The following is a 14272-nucleotide window of genomic DNA, read 5'->3' as shown; positions in this document are numbered from 1 at the left end:
GCGATGCTGAAACAGACCTGCCTCGCGCTCGCGGTGCTCCTCGGCATCGGCGCGCTCGTCAACGGCGCCTATATGTTGGTCTCGCCCGCGGGATGGTATTTCGCGGTGCCGGGCGTGACCACCACCGGTCCGTTCAACCAGCATTTCATCCGCGACATCGGCATCATCTTCCTGTTCCTCGGCGCCGCCTTCCTGATCGGCGCCGCGCGGCCCGGCTATCGGGTGGTGCTGTGGGGCGGCGCGGCATTGTGGCTGAGCTGCCACGCGCTCTTCCACTTCTGGGAAGTCGCGGTCGGCATCTGCGGCGCCTCCGCGCTCGCCCGGGATTTCCCCGCCGTCACGCTCCCCGCGCTGCTCGCGCTGGGCCTGACTTTCTGGGCCCGGCGCGAACGCCGCGCCGCCTGAACATCGCTTTACCCCGAAGGAGAAGACCATGACTCCCCGACTGAACATCTTCCAGGCCGCACCCGAAGGCGCGAAGGCGATGATCGCCGTCGAGACCGCCATCGGCCAGAGCGGGCTCGAGCACGGCCTCGCCGAGCTGGTCCGGCTGCGCGCCTCGCAGATCAACGGCTGCGCCTTCTGCATCCATATGCACGTCACCGACGCCCGCAAGCAGGGCGAAAGCGACATGCGCATCCACCTGCTCGACGCCTGGCGCGAGTCTCCGGCCTTCACCGATCGCGAGCGGGCCGCGCTCGCCTGGACCGAGGCGCTGACCCGGATCACCGAGACGCGCGCGCCCGACGGCGATTACGCGCTGCTTCAGAGCCAGTTCGACGAGACCGAGATCGCCAATCTCACGCTGCTGATCGGCGCGATCAATCTTTGGAACCGCGTCCAGATCGGCCTGCGCGCGGTCCATCCGGTCGAGGCGCCGGCTGCCGTCGCCGCCTGACCGCCGACGGTTGCGAGCCGCGCGGCGCCCCGGCCCGCGCGGTTCGCGGCCTTCCTGCCACGGAGGTATCGATGATAGGTTTTCAGGATCGAAACGCGCGGGACTGCGAGATCCTGCCTCCGATCGGCGATCGGTCGCGCCCCGGCGGCGCTCCGGCGATCGCGGCGGCAGGCGTCGTCCATGACCTCGGCAACCTGATCCAGATCGCCACGTCGGCGATCAACATCATCGCCCGTACCCCCGAAATGCCCGCGATTCATGCCGGGCCGATGCTCGATCGGGCGCGGACCTGTCTCGAACATGCCGGCGCGCTGGTCCGGCAGAATCTCGGCCGCATTCGCGACACCGGCGAAACGCGGAGCGACCTTGTCGCGTGCCTCGCCGACGTCGCGGCGCTGGTCGAAGCGCTCGACCATCCCGGGCTGGTCCTGACGCTCGACGTCGAGCCCGGCTTGCCCGCGGCGCAATGCGATCCGATCGAGCTGCGCCGGGCGGTGCTCAACCTCGTTTTCAACGCGCGCGACGCGATGGCCGGTGGCGGCCGCATCGCGATCCGCGCCCGCCGCGTCGGCCATGCCGGCGCGATGATCGGGCTCGAGGTCGCCGATCAGGGCGTCGGCATGTCGCCCGAGACGGTCGCGCGCGCCTTCGATCCCTTCTTCACCACCAAACAGGATGGGCTGGGTGGCATCGGCCTGCCGATGGTCGAGCAATTCGTACGCACCGCGGACGGCGACGTCGCGATCGCGAGCGAGCGCGGTATCGGCACCGTCGTCACGCTTCGGCTGCCCGCTGCCGTCCCCCCCGACCCGCACGCAGAGGAGTCACGTCCATGAAGCTCTATTACGCACCCGGCGCCTGCAGCCTTTCGGGCCGCATCTCGCTCCACGAAGCCGCCTTTCCCGCCGAGTTCGAGCGGGTCGACATCAAGACCAAGTTCACCGAGCGCGGCTACGACTATACCGCGATCAACCCGAAGGGTTATGTGCCCATGCTGGTGCTCGACGACGGCAACGCCGTCACCGAGAACACCGCGATCCTCGAGTTCATCGCCGATCGTCACCCCGAGCTCGCGCCCGGCGGCCCGCTCGGCCGCACCCGGCTGATCGAGATGCTGTCGTGGCTCTCGACCGAGCTGCACGTCGCGTTCAAGCCGCTCTGGCATTCGGACAGCGACGACGCCAAGGCCGAGGCCGCCGAAGCGGTGGCGCGCCGGCTCGAGCTGGTCTCCGAACATGTCAACGAGCTCTATCTGTTCGGGCCGCGCTTCACCGTGGCCGACGCCTATCTCTTCGTGATGCTGCGCTGGGCGCATGCCTTCGGCGTGCGCATGGCCCCTGAGATGCTCGGCTATTTCGCCCGCGTCCTCGAACGTCCCGCCGTCCGCCAGGCACTGATCGAGGAGGGGCTGTTCGATCCGCCGCCTTCGCTCGACGTCTCGTCGATCGAGGTGCTGATATGAAGATCGTGGTCATCGGCGGCAGCGGCCGCATCGGCGAGAGGCTGGTCAGGAACCTGCGCCAGGAGGATTGCCGCGTCTTCGAGGCGTCGCCGAGCTACGGGGTCGATGCGGTGACCGGTCAGGGGCTCGCCGAAGCGCTGGCGGAAGCCGAGATCGTCGTCGACGTTTCGAATTCCCCCTCGCTCGAAGGTCCCGCGGCGCTCCGCTTCTTCGAGGCTGCCGGGCGCAACCTCGCCGCGGTGGGCCGCGCGGCCGGGGTACGGCACCATATCGCGCTCTCGATCGTCGGCGTCGATCGCCTGCTCGCCGGCGAATATTTCCGCGCCAAACAGCTGCAGGAAGATATCGTCCGGGGCTCCGGAATACCCTTTACGATCCTGCGTTCGACGCAGTTCTTCGAATTCATCAGCGACGTGGTCCAGGAAGGGACGGCGCGGGACATTCCGATATCGCCGGCGCTGGCGCAGCCGATCGCGGGCGAGGACGTCGCCGATATGCTGGCGGACGTCGTGTTCAGCGATCCGTTCAACGCCGCGATCGAGATCGCGGGGCCCGAGCAATTCCGTCTCGATCAGATTGCGACCGAGATCGCGACTGCGCACGAGGACGGGCGCCGCGTCGTGGCGGACGTCCATGCCCGCTATTTCGGCCTCGAGCTCGAGGAGCGCTCGCTGCTTCCCGGACCCGATGCCCGCATCGCCGCGCAACGGTTCGACGACTGGCTGCGTGACAGCCTGCAGCCCGCCGGCCGGGCCGCGGCCCGCGCGGGCTGATCCCTGCCGGGCCCGCACCAACACGATCGAATGGAGGAAGAAATGCGCATTCCAGCTCTAGCCCTTGTCTTTGCTGCAGCGCTCGCCCCGTGCCCGGGCGCGACCGCACAGCCCGCCGACGACACGAAGCCGACGATCGTGCTGGTCCACGGCGCCTTCGCCGAATCGTCGAGCTGGCAACCGGTCATCGCGGCGCTCGCCCGCGACGGCTACAAGGTGATCGCCGCCGCCAATCCGCTGCGCAGCGTCGCGGGCGATGCGGCGAGCGTCGCGGCGGTCGTCCGCTCCGTCGGCGGTCCGGTGGTGCTCGTCGGCCATTCCTATGGCGGGCCGGTGATCACCGAGGCGGCGAGCGGCGACACCAATATCAAGGCGCTGGTCTATGTCGCCGGTTTCGTTCCGGAAACTGGCGAGTCCAGCCTCGGCCTTTCCGCCAAATTCCCGGGAAGCACGCTCGGGGAGACGCTCACGACCGTGACGCTGCCCGACGGCAAGCAGGATCTCTACATCCGGCCCGACAGGTTCCACGCCCAGTTCGCCGCGGACCTGCCGGCGCGGCAGGCCGCCGAGATGGCGGCGACCCAGCGGCCGGTCGCCGCATCCGCGCTCGCCGAGCCTTCGGGCGCCGCGGCGTGGAAGAAGCTGCCGTCATGGGTGATCTACGGGTCCGCGGACCGAAACATTCCTGCCGCGGTGATGAAGTTCATGGCCGAGCGCGCCCGGGCGCGGAAGACCGTCGTCGTCGAGGGCGCCTCGCATGCGCTGATGCTCTCGCATCCCGAGCAGGTCGCCGCGCTGATCGAGGAAGCGGCGTCGGCTGAATGACGCCGCGTTGAGCCAACAGGAGGCGGACATGAAGAGCGCCAGCAGGAAGAGGATCATCGGCGCGCTGCTCTGCGTCGCGGCATTGGCAGTGCTGATGGCGGGTTGGGCATGGGCGCGTTCGGGAGCGTCGGCTTCGACCGACAATGCCTATGTCCGCGGCGACGTCACATCGCTTGCGCCCAAGGTCGGCGGATATGTGATCTCGGTCGCCGTGCGCGACAATCAGGCGGTGCGCGCCGGCGACGTCTTGTTCCGCGTCGACGACCGCGACTATCGCGCGAGGCTGGCGCAGGCGGAGGCGGCGGTGGCGGCGGCGCGGGCCCGCCTCGCCAACAGCGCCGAGGACATCCGGCTGCAGCACACGCTGGTGCGCCAGGCGGAAGCCCAGCGGCGTGCGGCGTTCGCCGACCTGAACCTCAGCCGCAAGACCAGTGAGCGCAGGCGCGAGCTGGTCGAGCGCGGCGCGGTCAGCCGCGCACAGGTCGACGAGAGCGATGCCGGCAGGCTCCGCGCCGAGGCGGGAACCGCGGTGTCCGCCGCTTCGGTCGAAGCGCAACAGCAACGAATCGCGCTTCTGACCACGCAGCGCCAGGCGGCGGTCGCGGCGGTGGCGCAGGCCGAAGCCGCGCGCGATCTCGCGCGGATCGATCTCGACAATACGATCGTCCGCGCGCCCATCGCGGGCGTTGTGGGCAATCGCCAGGTCCGCGTCGGCCGGCTCGTGGCGCCGGGCGCGTCGCTGCTCGACATCGTGCCGGTCGCCGATCTGTTCGTCGTCGCCAATTTCAAGGAAACCCAGCTCGGGCGGATCCGGCCTGGACAGCGCGCGCGGATCACCGTGGACGGCTATCCCGACGTCGCGCTCTACGGCGTCGTCGACAGTTTCGCGCCCGGCAGCGGCGCCACGTTCAGCCTGATCCCCGCCGACAATGCGACGGGCAATTTCGTGCGCGTGGTGCAGCGTGTGCCCGTCAAGATCCGGCTGCGGAGCAACCCGCTGAACGGACGGCTCGTGCCGGGCCTCTCCGCCCGGGTCGACGTCGAAGGCGCATCGTGACCACCGCGATTACCGCCCCGGCGGAGCGCGGCGCGAGCGCATCCGGCTGGCTTCTGGTCGGCGGTATCGTGCTGGCGAGCCTGACCGAAGCGATCGCCGGGACCGCATTGTCGCTCGGGCGAGCCGACATCATCGGCGACATCCACGCCACGCCCGACGAATTCGCGTGGCTGGACGTGAGCTATGTCGGCGCGAAGCTGACCGGCCTGGGGCTTGCGCCATGGCTGGTCGCGCGCGTCGAGCCGCGGACCCTGTTGCTTTGGGCAGTGCTGGCGATGGGCGCTGCCTGCGGCCTCGCCGCGATCACGATCCGGCTCGATCTGCTGATCCTGCTGCGCGCGGTACAGGGGCTCAGCGGCGCGGTTTTGCTCGTCTGCGGTCAGGCGATGCTGTTCTGGGGCTGGCCCGCGTCCCGCCAGCCGATGCTGCAGGCGATCTTCGCGATGGGAGCCGTCGTCGCTCCGGCGACCCTCGCCCCGGCGCTGCAGGGCTGGCTGATCGATACTGAATCCTGGGCGTGGATATTCTTCTGCGTCCTCCCCCTCGCGCTTGCTGCTGCGGGGCTCGTCCTCGTCGACGGGTTCGCGCTCCCGGCGCCGTCGCCGGAACGGCGGACGCCGGACTGGCCGGGGCTCGCGCTGTTCGGCGTGGCGATGTTCGGCACCAGCTGGCTGCTGAGCCAGGGCAGCCGCTGGGACTGGTTCGAGACGCACCGGATCGTCTGGCTGAGCGTGATCGCCGGGGCGAGCCTGTTGCTGTTCGTGCTCCGGCAACGCCGGGCAGGCAGTTGCGCGCTGCTCGACCTGAGCGTTTTCAGGGTCGGCGACTTCGCCTTTGCCTTCGTCGTCAGCTTCGTGGCCGGTGCGGCGCTGTTCGGCAGCGCCTGGCTCATTCCCGGCTTCGCCGTCGCCGCGCTCGGCTTCACGCCCACCGACGCCGGCCTGCTCCTGCTGCCGAGCGGCGCACTGTTCGTGGCGGCGTTGCTGCTGGCGGCGTGGCTGATGCAGGCGCGCGGGATCCCGCCGATCGCGACCGTCCCGTTCGGCATCGGGCTGATCATGGTCGCGATGTGGATGTTGTCGGGTTCGAACGCCGGGAGCGGCGCGCACGACATGCTGCCCGCGGTCCTGTTGCGCGGCCTCGGCCTCGGCTTCCTCTTCCTGTCGATCACGCTGATCGCCTTCGGGCGGCTCGCGCCGGCGACTCTCGCCTCGGGCATCGCGATCTTCAGCATCGGGCGTCAGCTCGGCGGGCTGATCGGCGTCGCCTGGCTGCAGACCGGCATCGATCATCAGATCGTCGCGAACCAGAGTGTGCTCGCGGCGGCGCTTGCCCCCGGAACGCCGGCGCTGGCCGAGCGGCTAGGGACGATGACGTCGCTGCTCGTCAATCGCGGGATGGAGACGGGGGCGGCAGCAAGAGTCGCGACTGCGATGCTCGGCCGCGCGATCGGCGGGCAGGCGATCGTCATTGCTTTCGACACTGCGTTCGCCCGTGTCGCGCTGCTCTTCGTGTTCGCCGCACCGGTCGTAATCGCCGTCAAGATCGCGCTGGCCCGCACGGCCAAGGCGCGCGCGGCGAAATTGGCGGAGGCTGCGTCGTGACCGGCAAGGGTCGAGGTCTCGCCGCTCCGGCGCTCGCGCTCTGCGTCGCAGCCTGCACGGTCGGGCCCGATTACCGGCCTCCCGTGACGACCGTCGATGTGGCCTGGCTCTCCCCGGTGGCGCCCGGCGCGGTCGATGCCGCCTGGTGGACCCGGTTCGAGGATCCGATGCTGGGTGCGCTGGTCGAAACCGCCATCGCCGGCAACAAGGATCTTGCGGAAGCGCAGGCCCGGTTGCGAGAGGCGCGCGCCAATCGCGATGCGGTTCGCGGGCGGTCGTCACCGCAGGTCGGCGCGTCGGCGGCGGCGACGCAGAGCCGGTTGAGCGAGAACGGTTCGCTCCCGGTCGGCAAGGTACCGGGACTAGGACCCGATCTCACCATCTACGATCTCGCGTTCGACGCTTCGTGGGAGATCGATCTCTGGGGCGGCACGCGCCGCGCGATCGAGAGCGCCGAGGCGCGCGCGCAGGCGGCGGAAGAGGCGCGGCGGGCGGTCATCTTGCAGGTTATCGCAGAGGTCGTACGTGCCTATATCGACCTGCGCGCCGCGCAGAGCCTGCAGGCGAACGCCGTCGCCGATGCGCGCGCGCAGCAGTCGATCGCGCAGCTCGTCGCCGATCGGCTCGGCGTGGGGCTCGCCTCGCGCTTCGATCTGGTCCGCGCCGAGACGCAGGCGCGCAGCACCGCAGCGGCTATCCCGGGGTATGAGAGCGACGCCGCCGCTGCGGCCTTCCGCATCGCTTTGCTGCTCGGTCAGCCGCCCGAGGCCCTGTATGACCGCCTGCGCACGCCGGGCGCACTGCCTGCGAGCGACGTCGCGGTGCAGGCGGGGCTTCGATCCGATCTGCTGCGCCGGCGGCCCGATATCCGGCAGGCGGAGCGCGACCTCGCGGCGTCGACTGCGGAAGTGGGCGTTGCCACCGCGGAACTGTTCCCGCGTTTATCGCTGTTGGGCGGAATCGGCCTGCAGGCACGCGAGCCGGGCGATCTCGCCTCGGGTACCAGCCTGCGGTTCTCGGTCGGACCGTCTTTGCGCTGGCCGATTTTCTCCGGCGGGCGCATTCGCGCGCAGATCCGCGCGGCGAACGCCCGCGCCGATGCGGCGATGGTGCGCTATGAGCGCAGCGTGCTCGCCGCGCTGTCCGACAGCGAAACCGCGATCAATCGGCATGCCTCGGCCGGACGTACCCGCGCGGAGCGGGGTCAGGCGCGTGCGGCCGCAGAGGAAGCGGTGCGGATCGCGCGGCTGCGTTACGAGGCGGGCGAGGACGACCTTTCGATCCTGTTGCAGACGCAGTCCGCTTTCAGCATTGTCGACCGGCTCAGCATCCAGTCGCGCGCATTCGAGCTGCAGCAGATCGCCTCATTGTACAAGGCGCTGGGAGGAGGATGGGAGGCCGTCGACGACACTCCGTGACAAGCGCCGGCCGGACGGGACGTCAGTCTGCGGGCAAGCCATTGCCGGCGATAAGCAGAAAATTTGTCAGTTATGGAATGTCCGCGATGGGGAGCGCAGCTGGCGTGACTAGCTTTGATTGGACGTCCGCGTTCGGGAAGCAGCCAGGGCGATTCGCACATCCTTTTCAGGTCGTCGCCCGGAGCGCTAGAGTGCTTGGTCCTATCGTCCCATTTCTTCGAGATAGAGGTCTTCCAGTTCTGTTGCAGTGATGTCTGCCGCGTCGATCATGCGTCGCAGTCGTCCCTCTCGCATCAATCCAATTCGGGTGCCCACTTCGCGGGCGCGGAAGAGGTCGTGCGTGACCATCAGGACGGCAGCGCCGGCGTCGCGTTGCCGGACCACCAGCGCGTGAAATTCGGCCGATGCCTGAGGGTCGAGACCTGAGGTCGGCTCGTCGAGCAGCAGGGCGCGCGCCTCCTTCGCGATCGCCAGCGCGATGCCGACTTTCTGCCGCATGCCCTTCGAATAGCCCGCTGCCCTGCGATCCATTGCCGCGGCCGCCAGTCCGGCTTGCGCGAGGCACCGGCGCAGAATGGCAGGCGACCGGTCGCCGATACCCGAGAGAGCTGCGAAATAGGCGAGGTTCTCGAGGCCGGTCAGCTCGCCGAAGAGTGCGATCTGCTCGGGCACATAGAGAAGCTTTCGCTTGGTGCCGACGGGATCGCTGCGCACGTCCACGCCATCAACGCGTGCCTCGCCGGCGCTCGGCTCGAGAAAACCGAGAAACAGGTTGACCGTCGTCGTCTTGCCCGCGCCGTTGGCGCCGAGCAGGCAGACGATCTCTCCCGCCTCAACGCGAAGGTCGAGCGCGTCGAGCGCGCGGTGGCTGCCGAAATCCTTGGTGAGCGCGACGGCTTCGAGCATCGATGACATATCCTCAGAGCAGCTTGGCCGGACCGCCCCGGAGACGGCGGACGGCGAACAGGAGCAACAGACCGGCGAACAGCAGCAGCCCCAACAGGTCGGAAGCCATTGGCGCGATGCGCGAGGGTTCGACGAAGCCGAAACGCAGCAGCGGCCGATCATAGTCCGCGAGCGTCATCAGCCGGCCGCGATCCATCCAGTCGAAGGCGAGCCTGCGCGCCCGCGCGGCGAAGGCGCGCGCCTGTTGCTGGAATGCGAGCGCGCGCGCAGCATCGGTCCCTGCGAGCCGGTCGAGCGCATCCTGGGCGATCACTGCGGGCGAGAGGAACCGCAGGCGTTCGGCGAGGCGGCGATGCCTGTCGGCACCTTCGGCGTGCATGCGGTGAATGGGCCCCAGCCGAGCGTCCCGAACCTGGATCTCGGCGCGGCTGTGCCACAGCGACGCCGGATAGTTGTTGCCAGGTTCTGCCGTGGCGGCCGCGCGCGCCGCCGCGGCATGATCGGCGCGGACCTCGAGACCTGCCGCACGCACGGCATTGGTGTAGGACAGCGCCGAGGGGCGCGGGGCGGCAAGATCGGCGGCGGCGGCCATGACCCCCGGCAGCAGCACGACGATCGCCAGCCAGGCGGTACCCGCCGCCAATGCCGCGGTGGTGGAGGCGCGCACGAACAGATTGACGAGCGTGGCGAGCGCAACCCAAAACAGGCCATAGGCAAGGACGATCGCGGCGAAGCCGGCAAGGTCGCCAAGGTTGCGCGCACCGGCGATCGCCAATGCGAGGCAGGCGATCAGCGTCGAGCCGAGGAGCAGGGTACCGCCACGCAGCGCGACCCGCACCAGGATCAGGCTCGCGGGCGAAACCGGCTGGGCGAGCTGGAAACGCGCGCTGCCATTCTCGACATCGCGCGACCAGAAGTCGTAGGTGGCGGCGATCAGCAGCAACGGCAGCAGCACGACGATGACGAAGGCGAGGTCGAAGCGGCCTGCCGCGAGTACCGACGGACTTTCGAGCCCTGCCATGTGAGGATCGAAGATCGTCCAGGGATCGAGGAAGGGCGCGATGCTGGCTGCGGCGGGGTAGCCCTCGGCCTGGCCCGCGGACGCTGCCGCGAGCGGCGCATTGGGCAGGCCCGCGTGGAACGGCAGGGCGGTCGCGTAGATCAGCCCGAAATTGGGCTTCTCGCCCCTGGCGACCATCTCGGCGAACGTCTTACGCCGCTGTGCCATCGTCTCGTCGGCTACTGCCACGGCTTGCTGCACCGCGTCCCGCCGCGCGTCCGCCCAGCGTGCGCCGCTCAGTGCCGTATAGCCCGCCAGGATCGCGAACAGGACCAGCATGACTCGCATCACCGGATCGCGCCAGGCGCGGACGCCTTCGAGGCGGACGCGTTCGAAGCGCCCCGTCATGCGCCAGCCCTTGCAAGGCGCTTCGCGGCCGCGAATGCGAGCAGCGTGGCGCCGCCGGCCCAGGATGCAAGCAAAGCGAGGTCGGGCCAGTGGCGCCCCAGCGCCTCGCGCAGGCGGGGTGGCGAGGGGCTGAAGCGCGCCTCGCGGGTGATCGCCGCGACATCGGCGAGGTACGGTCCTTCCGTGCCCTTCCGGCGATGGATGATCGCGCGGTTGAGCGTCTGGACCAGATCGTAGCGGAAGCCGTCCGCCTGTTCGAGGAAGCGGCGATGTGCATGCTGGTCGCTCTGCGCCAGCGCCGCCGACCAGGGGCGGATCGCCTCGAAGGGCGAGAGAAGGGCGAAGCCGCGCTCGATCGCCGCCTGTCGGTCATAGCCGTCGTACAGCGCGGCGAAGTGGCGGCGGTAGATCGCGGTGGAGAGCTGCTCGCCGGCAAAGAGGGCGATGCCGTTGAAGTCGACCGGCAAATCCTCGAGCCGGGTCACGCGATAGCGTCGCGTCGTCGCCTGGCGGAGCCGCTCGAGACGCGCATCCTGCGGATCATGGCCGCTCGGCCCTTCGCGCACTTCTTGGGTGACCGCAGCCTCGAACGCCGGGCCGGACAGGGTAGGTGCCAGCGTCTCCGCAATCGTAGGCGCCACGCGCGGCACGAACAATGTCGCCATGGCCCAGAAGCCGAGCAGCACCACCAGAGCAGTGCGCGCCGAGGCGAATGCAGCGGAGGCCGCGAGTGTCAGCGCGGCGAAGGCGAAGAGATAGAGGCCATAGCCGAGCATCATCCACAGCAACGCCGTGTAGTCCTCGGGTCCGCCGCCGTTCCATGCCAGCGCCAGCAGGCTCGCAAGCGCGGCGACGGTAAGCAGCAATCCTGCCGTCGCGCTCAGACCAACGAGGCGCCCGGTCATCAGCGCTGCCGGGGCAACACCGGCAGCGAGCTCCTGCCGGAGCAGGCCGCGCGCCCGCTCTCCCGAAAAGGCGGCGAAGCCCGAGAGGATCACGAGCAAAGGTGCGAACAGCTGCAGCATCGTCGCAGGGCTGATCCCGCCGAACCGGTCGAGTGCAGTGCCGCCGTCGATCGCGCGGTTGCGCGCAGGATTGTTGGCATGCGCCTCGATCTTGAGCGAATTGCCGAGCTGCGGCAGCAGCCCTGGGTCGATCGCAGCCAGCGGCGAAGCAGGCTCGAAGAAATAGCGCCCGAAATGCGCCGCGCCATGCGGGTTCGCCGGACCCTGAGAGGCCCAGACCCGCGCCTCCTCGGCCTGGGCAGCACGCCGCTCCTTCTCCCGGCCGCCGTGCACCGCGGCGCCGGCGATCGCGGCGGCGAGCAGCGCCAGCAGCAGCGAAAGCCCCAGCACCGCAAGCCGCCGGTCACGGACCAGCAGCCGCCATTGCTGCGCGGCGATTACAGGAAGGAGGGCGGGGCGCATCAGTAGCTTGCCCGCAGGGTCAGCAGGAGGTTTCGCGGCTCGCCATAGAAGTTGTAGGTGTTGATCGAGCCGACGCGCTGATAATAGACCTTGTCGAACACGTTGTTGACCGACACGAACGCCCGCAGGCCCTTGTTGACGCGCCACCCGAGCTGTGCGCCGGCGACCGCGAACGGCGCCTGCTCCCGGACCCCGGCGACGCCGCCGGCAACGACGCCGCTCTGGCCGTTGACGCTCACCGCCGCAAAGCCGCCGCCAAGCGCGGCCGGCTCGTACCGGACATATGCCTTATACTGGTGCCTCGGCGTGTTGAGGTCGAACACCGCTCCCGTCTGGGCCGCGGTTCCGAGCTCGAACTGGGTCTTCACGTTGGTGTAGCTCGCGACCAGGTCCAGCCCGGGAAGCGGACGCCCGGTGACTTCGAACTCGAAGCCCTCGATGGTGACGACGCCTGCCTCGACGAAGAAGCCGGGGTTTGCCGTGTCGGCGAGCGCGCGGTTCTTGTCCTTGCTGCGGAAAACCGCCGCGCTGGCGTTGAGCGCGCCATCGAGGAAGCGACCCTTGAGCCCGGCCTCATATTGCTCGCCGATGCGCGGATCGAGCACGCTGCCATCGGCCCGCAGCGAGGCCTGCGGGTTGAAGATGTCGGAATAGCTTGCGTACAGCGTGACATCGTCGGTGAGATGCAACACCGCGCCGAGGCTCGGCGTGAACTGGCCGCGTTCGCGGGCGCCGGTCAGGAAGTCGGTAGCGGGCGAAGGCGCGACGTTCCGCGACTTGTTGGTATAGTCGCTGATCCGCCCGCCGGCGACGATCGTCAGACCCTTGATCGGACGCAGCCGGAGCTGGGCATGGAAGCCGCTCTGCTGCAGGTCGGTTTCGCTGCCCGACGTGAAGGCGGCGCCCGGCAGCGGGATCGAATCCGCGTCGTAGATCGAATAGCGGCCGACCGGCGTCTGGGTGCGATTGAGGAACGAGGTCGTCCTCTTGTCCCAGCTATAGCCAATCGCCAGCTCATGCTCCTGGCCGAACAATTTGAAAGGCCCCGTGGCATAGGCATCGATGGACGTCTTGCCGTTCACGCCGCGGCTGCGGCGGTTCACATATTCCGCGGTGAGGGTGACGGGGTCGACGCCGGTGCCGGGACGAACGAATGCGTCCTCCCAGGCGCGCGGAATGTCGCGGTGGAGCCCGCGAACGACCATCGACCAGTCGCCGAGCTGCTGCTTGATCTCCCCGGCATATTCGGTGGTCGTCTCGGCGAACCTGTTCCAGCTCGGCAGGTGCTGGAAGGTGCGGGGCAAGCTCAGGAACCGATCGGTCAGCGGGTGCCGTCGACCGTCGGTCGACAAGCCATAGGCCGGCTGACCGTTCATCGGCGTGTCCGCCACCGTATCCTGATAGCTGAGCGAGGCGCCGATCGTGGTGGTCGGCGTCAGGTCCAGGTCGAGCGCGGTATAGGCAGTGAGCTTGCGGGTATGCGACTTGTCCTGGAAGAAGTCGCGGTCGTGGAGGGCGCCCGCTGCCCGCAGGCGCAGGCGCCCTGCGGCATCGACTGGTCCGCCGATGTCGAACTCGCCACGATGATTGTTCCAGGAGCCCGTGGAGAGCGCGCCGGAGAGCGCGAGCTGATCCTGCCCTCGCTTGCGGATCAGGTTGATTGTGCCGCCGGGCGAACCCGAGCCGCGGAACAGGCCGGTCGGGCCGCGCTGCACCTCGAGCCGCTCGTAGATGACTAGGTCGAATTCGGGCACGCCCGAAGAGAAGGTCGAGGGGATGCCGTCATAGGCATAATCGAGCACGAAGCCGCGGGCGCGATAATCGGGATTGGTGCCGTCGAACGGCATCACCGTGACACCCGCCACGGTCTGCACCGCCTCGCCGATCGTGAACAGGTTGCGATCCTCGATCTGCTGGCGCGCGATTACGCTCACCGATTGCGGAATCTCGATCAGCGGCGCCGCGCTCTTGCCGGCGACCGTCGCCTGCTGCGGCGCGTAGCTGTCGTCCTCGCGGATCCCGGTGACGACGATGTCCGCGCGACGCGAATGCTCCTCGTCGTCGGTCTGGGCGAAGGCAGGCATGGTGATGAAGGGCAGGCCAAGCATCAGGCCCGCCCGAATGGACAGTCGGTTCAATCGATCCCCCTCGTTCGAATCGCGATATGGTATATCATATCGCTTATGACCCGGCGCGTCGCAGTGCAAGGGGGTTTGAGATAGCTCGTAACGCGAGCCGTCGGTCCGGCTACCGGCGAAACGCCTTGCGGGCCCGCGCAATGGCTGCGCGGGCGGGCGTTCGCTGACCCTTATCTCGTTTGTACGAACGTCCGATGTCCGTCGCGGGCAGGCGGGCAAGGCGGGATATTCCTGGCCGCGAACTCTCGGCTATGATGCGTCAGATCGAGCGCAGGAAGCTGGTGGAATGAACACGTCGCTGCGGGAACGGTTTGAGACCGACGGTTTCGTTCTGATCGAGCGGCTGATACGACGGG

General features: G+C 68.8%; 13 protein-coding genes. 9 read left to right on the top strand and 4 right to left on the bottom strand.

Annotated features, from left to right (window positions below; translation table 11 throughout):
* Nucleotides 1-3 precede the first annotated feature (3 nt).
* From Q9Q95_RS00870 to Q9Q95_RS00830, 9 genes are all read left to right on the top strand, one after another.
* Nucleotides 4-405 carry a hypothetical protein gene (locus Q9Q95_RS00870; protein ID WP_306093172.1) on the top strand — a complete coding sequence of 134 codons (402 nt, stop codon included), beginning with the start codon at nt 4-6 and terminating at the stop codon, nt 403-405.
* Between the two features lie 28 nt (nt 406-433).
* Nucleotides 434-898: a carboxymuconolactone decarboxylase family protein gene (locus Q9Q95_RS00865; protein ID WP_306093171.1), complete on the top strand. Its 465-nt coding sequence runs from the start codon at nt 434-436 to the stop codon at nt 896-898.
* A 71-nt stretch (nt 899-969) separates the two neighbouring features.
* Nucleotides 970-1734, top strand: a complete 765-nt coding sequence (locus Q9Q95_RS00860) for a sensor histidine kinase (protein WP_306093170.1) — start codon at nt 970-972, stop codon at nt 1732-1734.
* Nucleotides 1731-2360 carry a glutathione S-transferase N-terminal domain-containing protein gene (locus tag Q9Q95_RS00855; RefSeq protein ID WP_306093169.1) on the top strand — a complete coding sequence of 210 codons (630 nt, stop codon included), beginning with the start codon at nt 1731-1733 and terminating at the stop codon, nt 2358-2360. Before Q9Q95_RS00860 ends, Q9Q95_RS00855 begins: the two co-directional genes overlap by 4 nt.
* The gene (locus Q9Q95_RS00850; RefSeq protein WP_306093168.1) at nt 2357-3133 is read left to right on the top strand and encodes an SDR family oxidoreductase; all 777 of its coding nucleotides are present in this window, start codon (nt 2357-2359) and stop codon (nt 3131-3133) included. Before Q9Q95_RS00855 ends, Q9Q95_RS00850 begins: the two co-directional genes overlap by 4 nt.
* 42 nt (nt 3134-3175) lie before the next feature.
* Nucleotides 3176-3958: an alpha/beta fold hydrolase gene (locus Q9Q95_RS00845; RefSeq protein WP_306093167.1), complete on the top strand. Its 783-nt coding sequence runs from the start codon at nt 3176-3178 to the stop codon at nt 3956-3958.
* A 28-nt stretch (nt 3959-3986) separates the two neighbouring features.
* Complete coding sequence (locus Q9Q95_RS00840; RefSeq protein ID WP_306093166.1) at nt 3987-5015, top strand: HlyD family secretion protein; 1029 nt, start codon at nt 3987-3989, stop codon at nt 5013-5015.
* Complete coding sequence (locus Q9Q95_RS00835) at nt 5012-6619, top strand: MFS transporter (RefSeq protein WP_306093165.1); 1608 nt, start codon at nt 5012-5014, stop codon at nt 6617-6619. Before Q9Q95_RS00840 ends, Q9Q95_RS00835 begins: the two co-directional genes overlap by 4 nt.
* On the top strand, nt 6616-8037 hold the full coding sequence (locus Q9Q95_RS00830; protein WP_306093164.1) for an efflux transporter outer membrane subunit: 1422 nt from the start codon (nt 6616-6618) through the stop codon (nt 8035-8037). The genes Q9Q95_RS00835 and Q9Q95_RS00830 overlap by 4 nt, the downstream gene beginning before the upstream one ends.
* A gap of 201 nt (nt 8038-8238) precedes the next feature.
* On the opposite strand, the gene Q9Q95_RS00825 is transcribed toward Q9Q95_RS00830, so the two are convergent.
* Genes Q9Q95_RS00825 through Q9Q95_RS00810 form a run of 4 tightly spaced genes read right to left on the bottom strand, consistent with a single transcriptional unit; the run spans nt 8239 to nt 13886 of the window.
* On the bottom strand, nt 8239-8943 hold the full coding sequence (locus Q9Q95_RS00825) for an ABC transporter ATP-binding protein (RefSeq protein ID WP_306093163.1): 705 nt from the start codon (nt 8941-8943) through the stop codon (nt 8239-8241).
* A 13-nt stretch (nt 8944-8956) separates the two neighbouring features.
* A complete protein-coding gene (locus Q9Q95_RS00820) occupies nt 8957-10351 on the bottom strand; it encodes a DUF3526 domain-containing protein (RefSeq protein ID WP_306093162.1) in 1395 nt (464 codons plus the stop codon).
* Complete coding sequence (locus tag Q9Q95_RS00815) at nt 10348-11778, bottom strand: DUF3526 domain-containing protein (protein ID WP_306093161.1); 1431 nt, start codon at nt 11776-11778, stop codon at nt 10348-10350. The genes Q9Q95_RS00820 and Q9Q95_RS00815 overlap by 4 nt, the downstream gene beginning before the upstream one ends.
* Entirely contained in the window at nt 11778-13886 is a 2109-nt protein-coding gene (locus Q9Q95_RS00810; protein WP_306093160.1) for a TonB-dependent siderophore receptor, read from the bottom strand. Before Q9Q95_RS00810 ends, Q9Q95_RS00815 begins: the two co-directional genes overlap by 1 nt.
* Nucleotides 13887-14272 lie beyond the last annotated feature (386 nt).

Source organism: Sphingomonas sp. DG1-23 (assembly GCF_030730875.1).
In the GTDB taxonomy this organism is placed as follows: Bacteria; Pseudomonadota; Alphaproteobacteria; order Sphingomonadales; family Sphingomonadaceae; genus Sphingomonas.
Note: the sequence above shows the minus strand (reverse complement) of the source record. Positions and strands in the feature narration are given on the sequence as shown.

Bases quoted from the DNA above. Each gene is read 5' to 3' on its own strand.
- Q9Q95_RS00870 (WP_306093172.1), top strand. From the start codon at position 4: ATGCTGAAACAGACCTGCCTCGCGCTCGCGGTGCTCCTCGGCATCGGC.
- Q9Q95_RS00865 (WP_306093171.1), top strand. From the start codon at position 434: ATGACTCCCCGACTGAACATCTTCCAGGCCGCACCCGAAGGCGCGAAG.
- Q9Q95_RS00860 (WP_306093170.1), top strand. From the start codon at position 970: ATGATAGGTTTTCAGGATCGAAACGCGCGGGACTGCGAGATCCTGCCT.
- Q9Q95_RS00855 (WP_306093169.1), top strand. From the start codon at position 1,731: ATGAAGCTCTATTACGCACCCGGCGCCTGCAGCCTTTCGGGCCGCATC.
- Q9Q95_RS00850 (WP_306093168.1), top strand. From the start codon at position 2,357: ATGAAGATCGTGGTCATCGGCGGCAGCGGCCGCATCGGCGAGAGGCTG.
- Q9Q95_RS00845 (WP_306093167.1), top strand. From the start codon at position 3,176: ATGCGCATTCCAGCTCTAGCCCTTGTCTTTGCTGCAGCGCTCGCCCCG.
- Q9Q95_RS00840 (WP_306093166.1), top strand. From the start codon at position 3,987: ATGAAGAGCGCCAGCAGGAAGAGGATCATCGGCGCGCTGCTCTGCGTC.
- Q9Q95_RS00825 (WP_306093163.1), bottom strand. From the start codon at position 8,943: ATGCTCGAAGCCGTCGCGCTCACCAAGGATTTCGGCAGCCACCGCGCG.
- Q9Q95_RS00820 (WP_306093162.1), bottom strand. From the start codon at position 10,351: ATGACGGGGCGCTTCGAACGCGTCCGCCTCGAAGGCGTCCGCGCCTGG.
- Q9Q95_RS00815 (WP_306093161.1), bottom strand. From the start codon at position 11,778: ATGCGCCCCGCCCTCCTTCCTGTAATCGCCGCGCAGCAATGGCGGCTG.
- Q9Q95_RS00810 (WP_306093160.1), bottom strand. From the start codon at position 13,886: ATGCTTGGCCTGCCCTTCATCACCATGCCTGCCTTCGCCCAGACCGAC.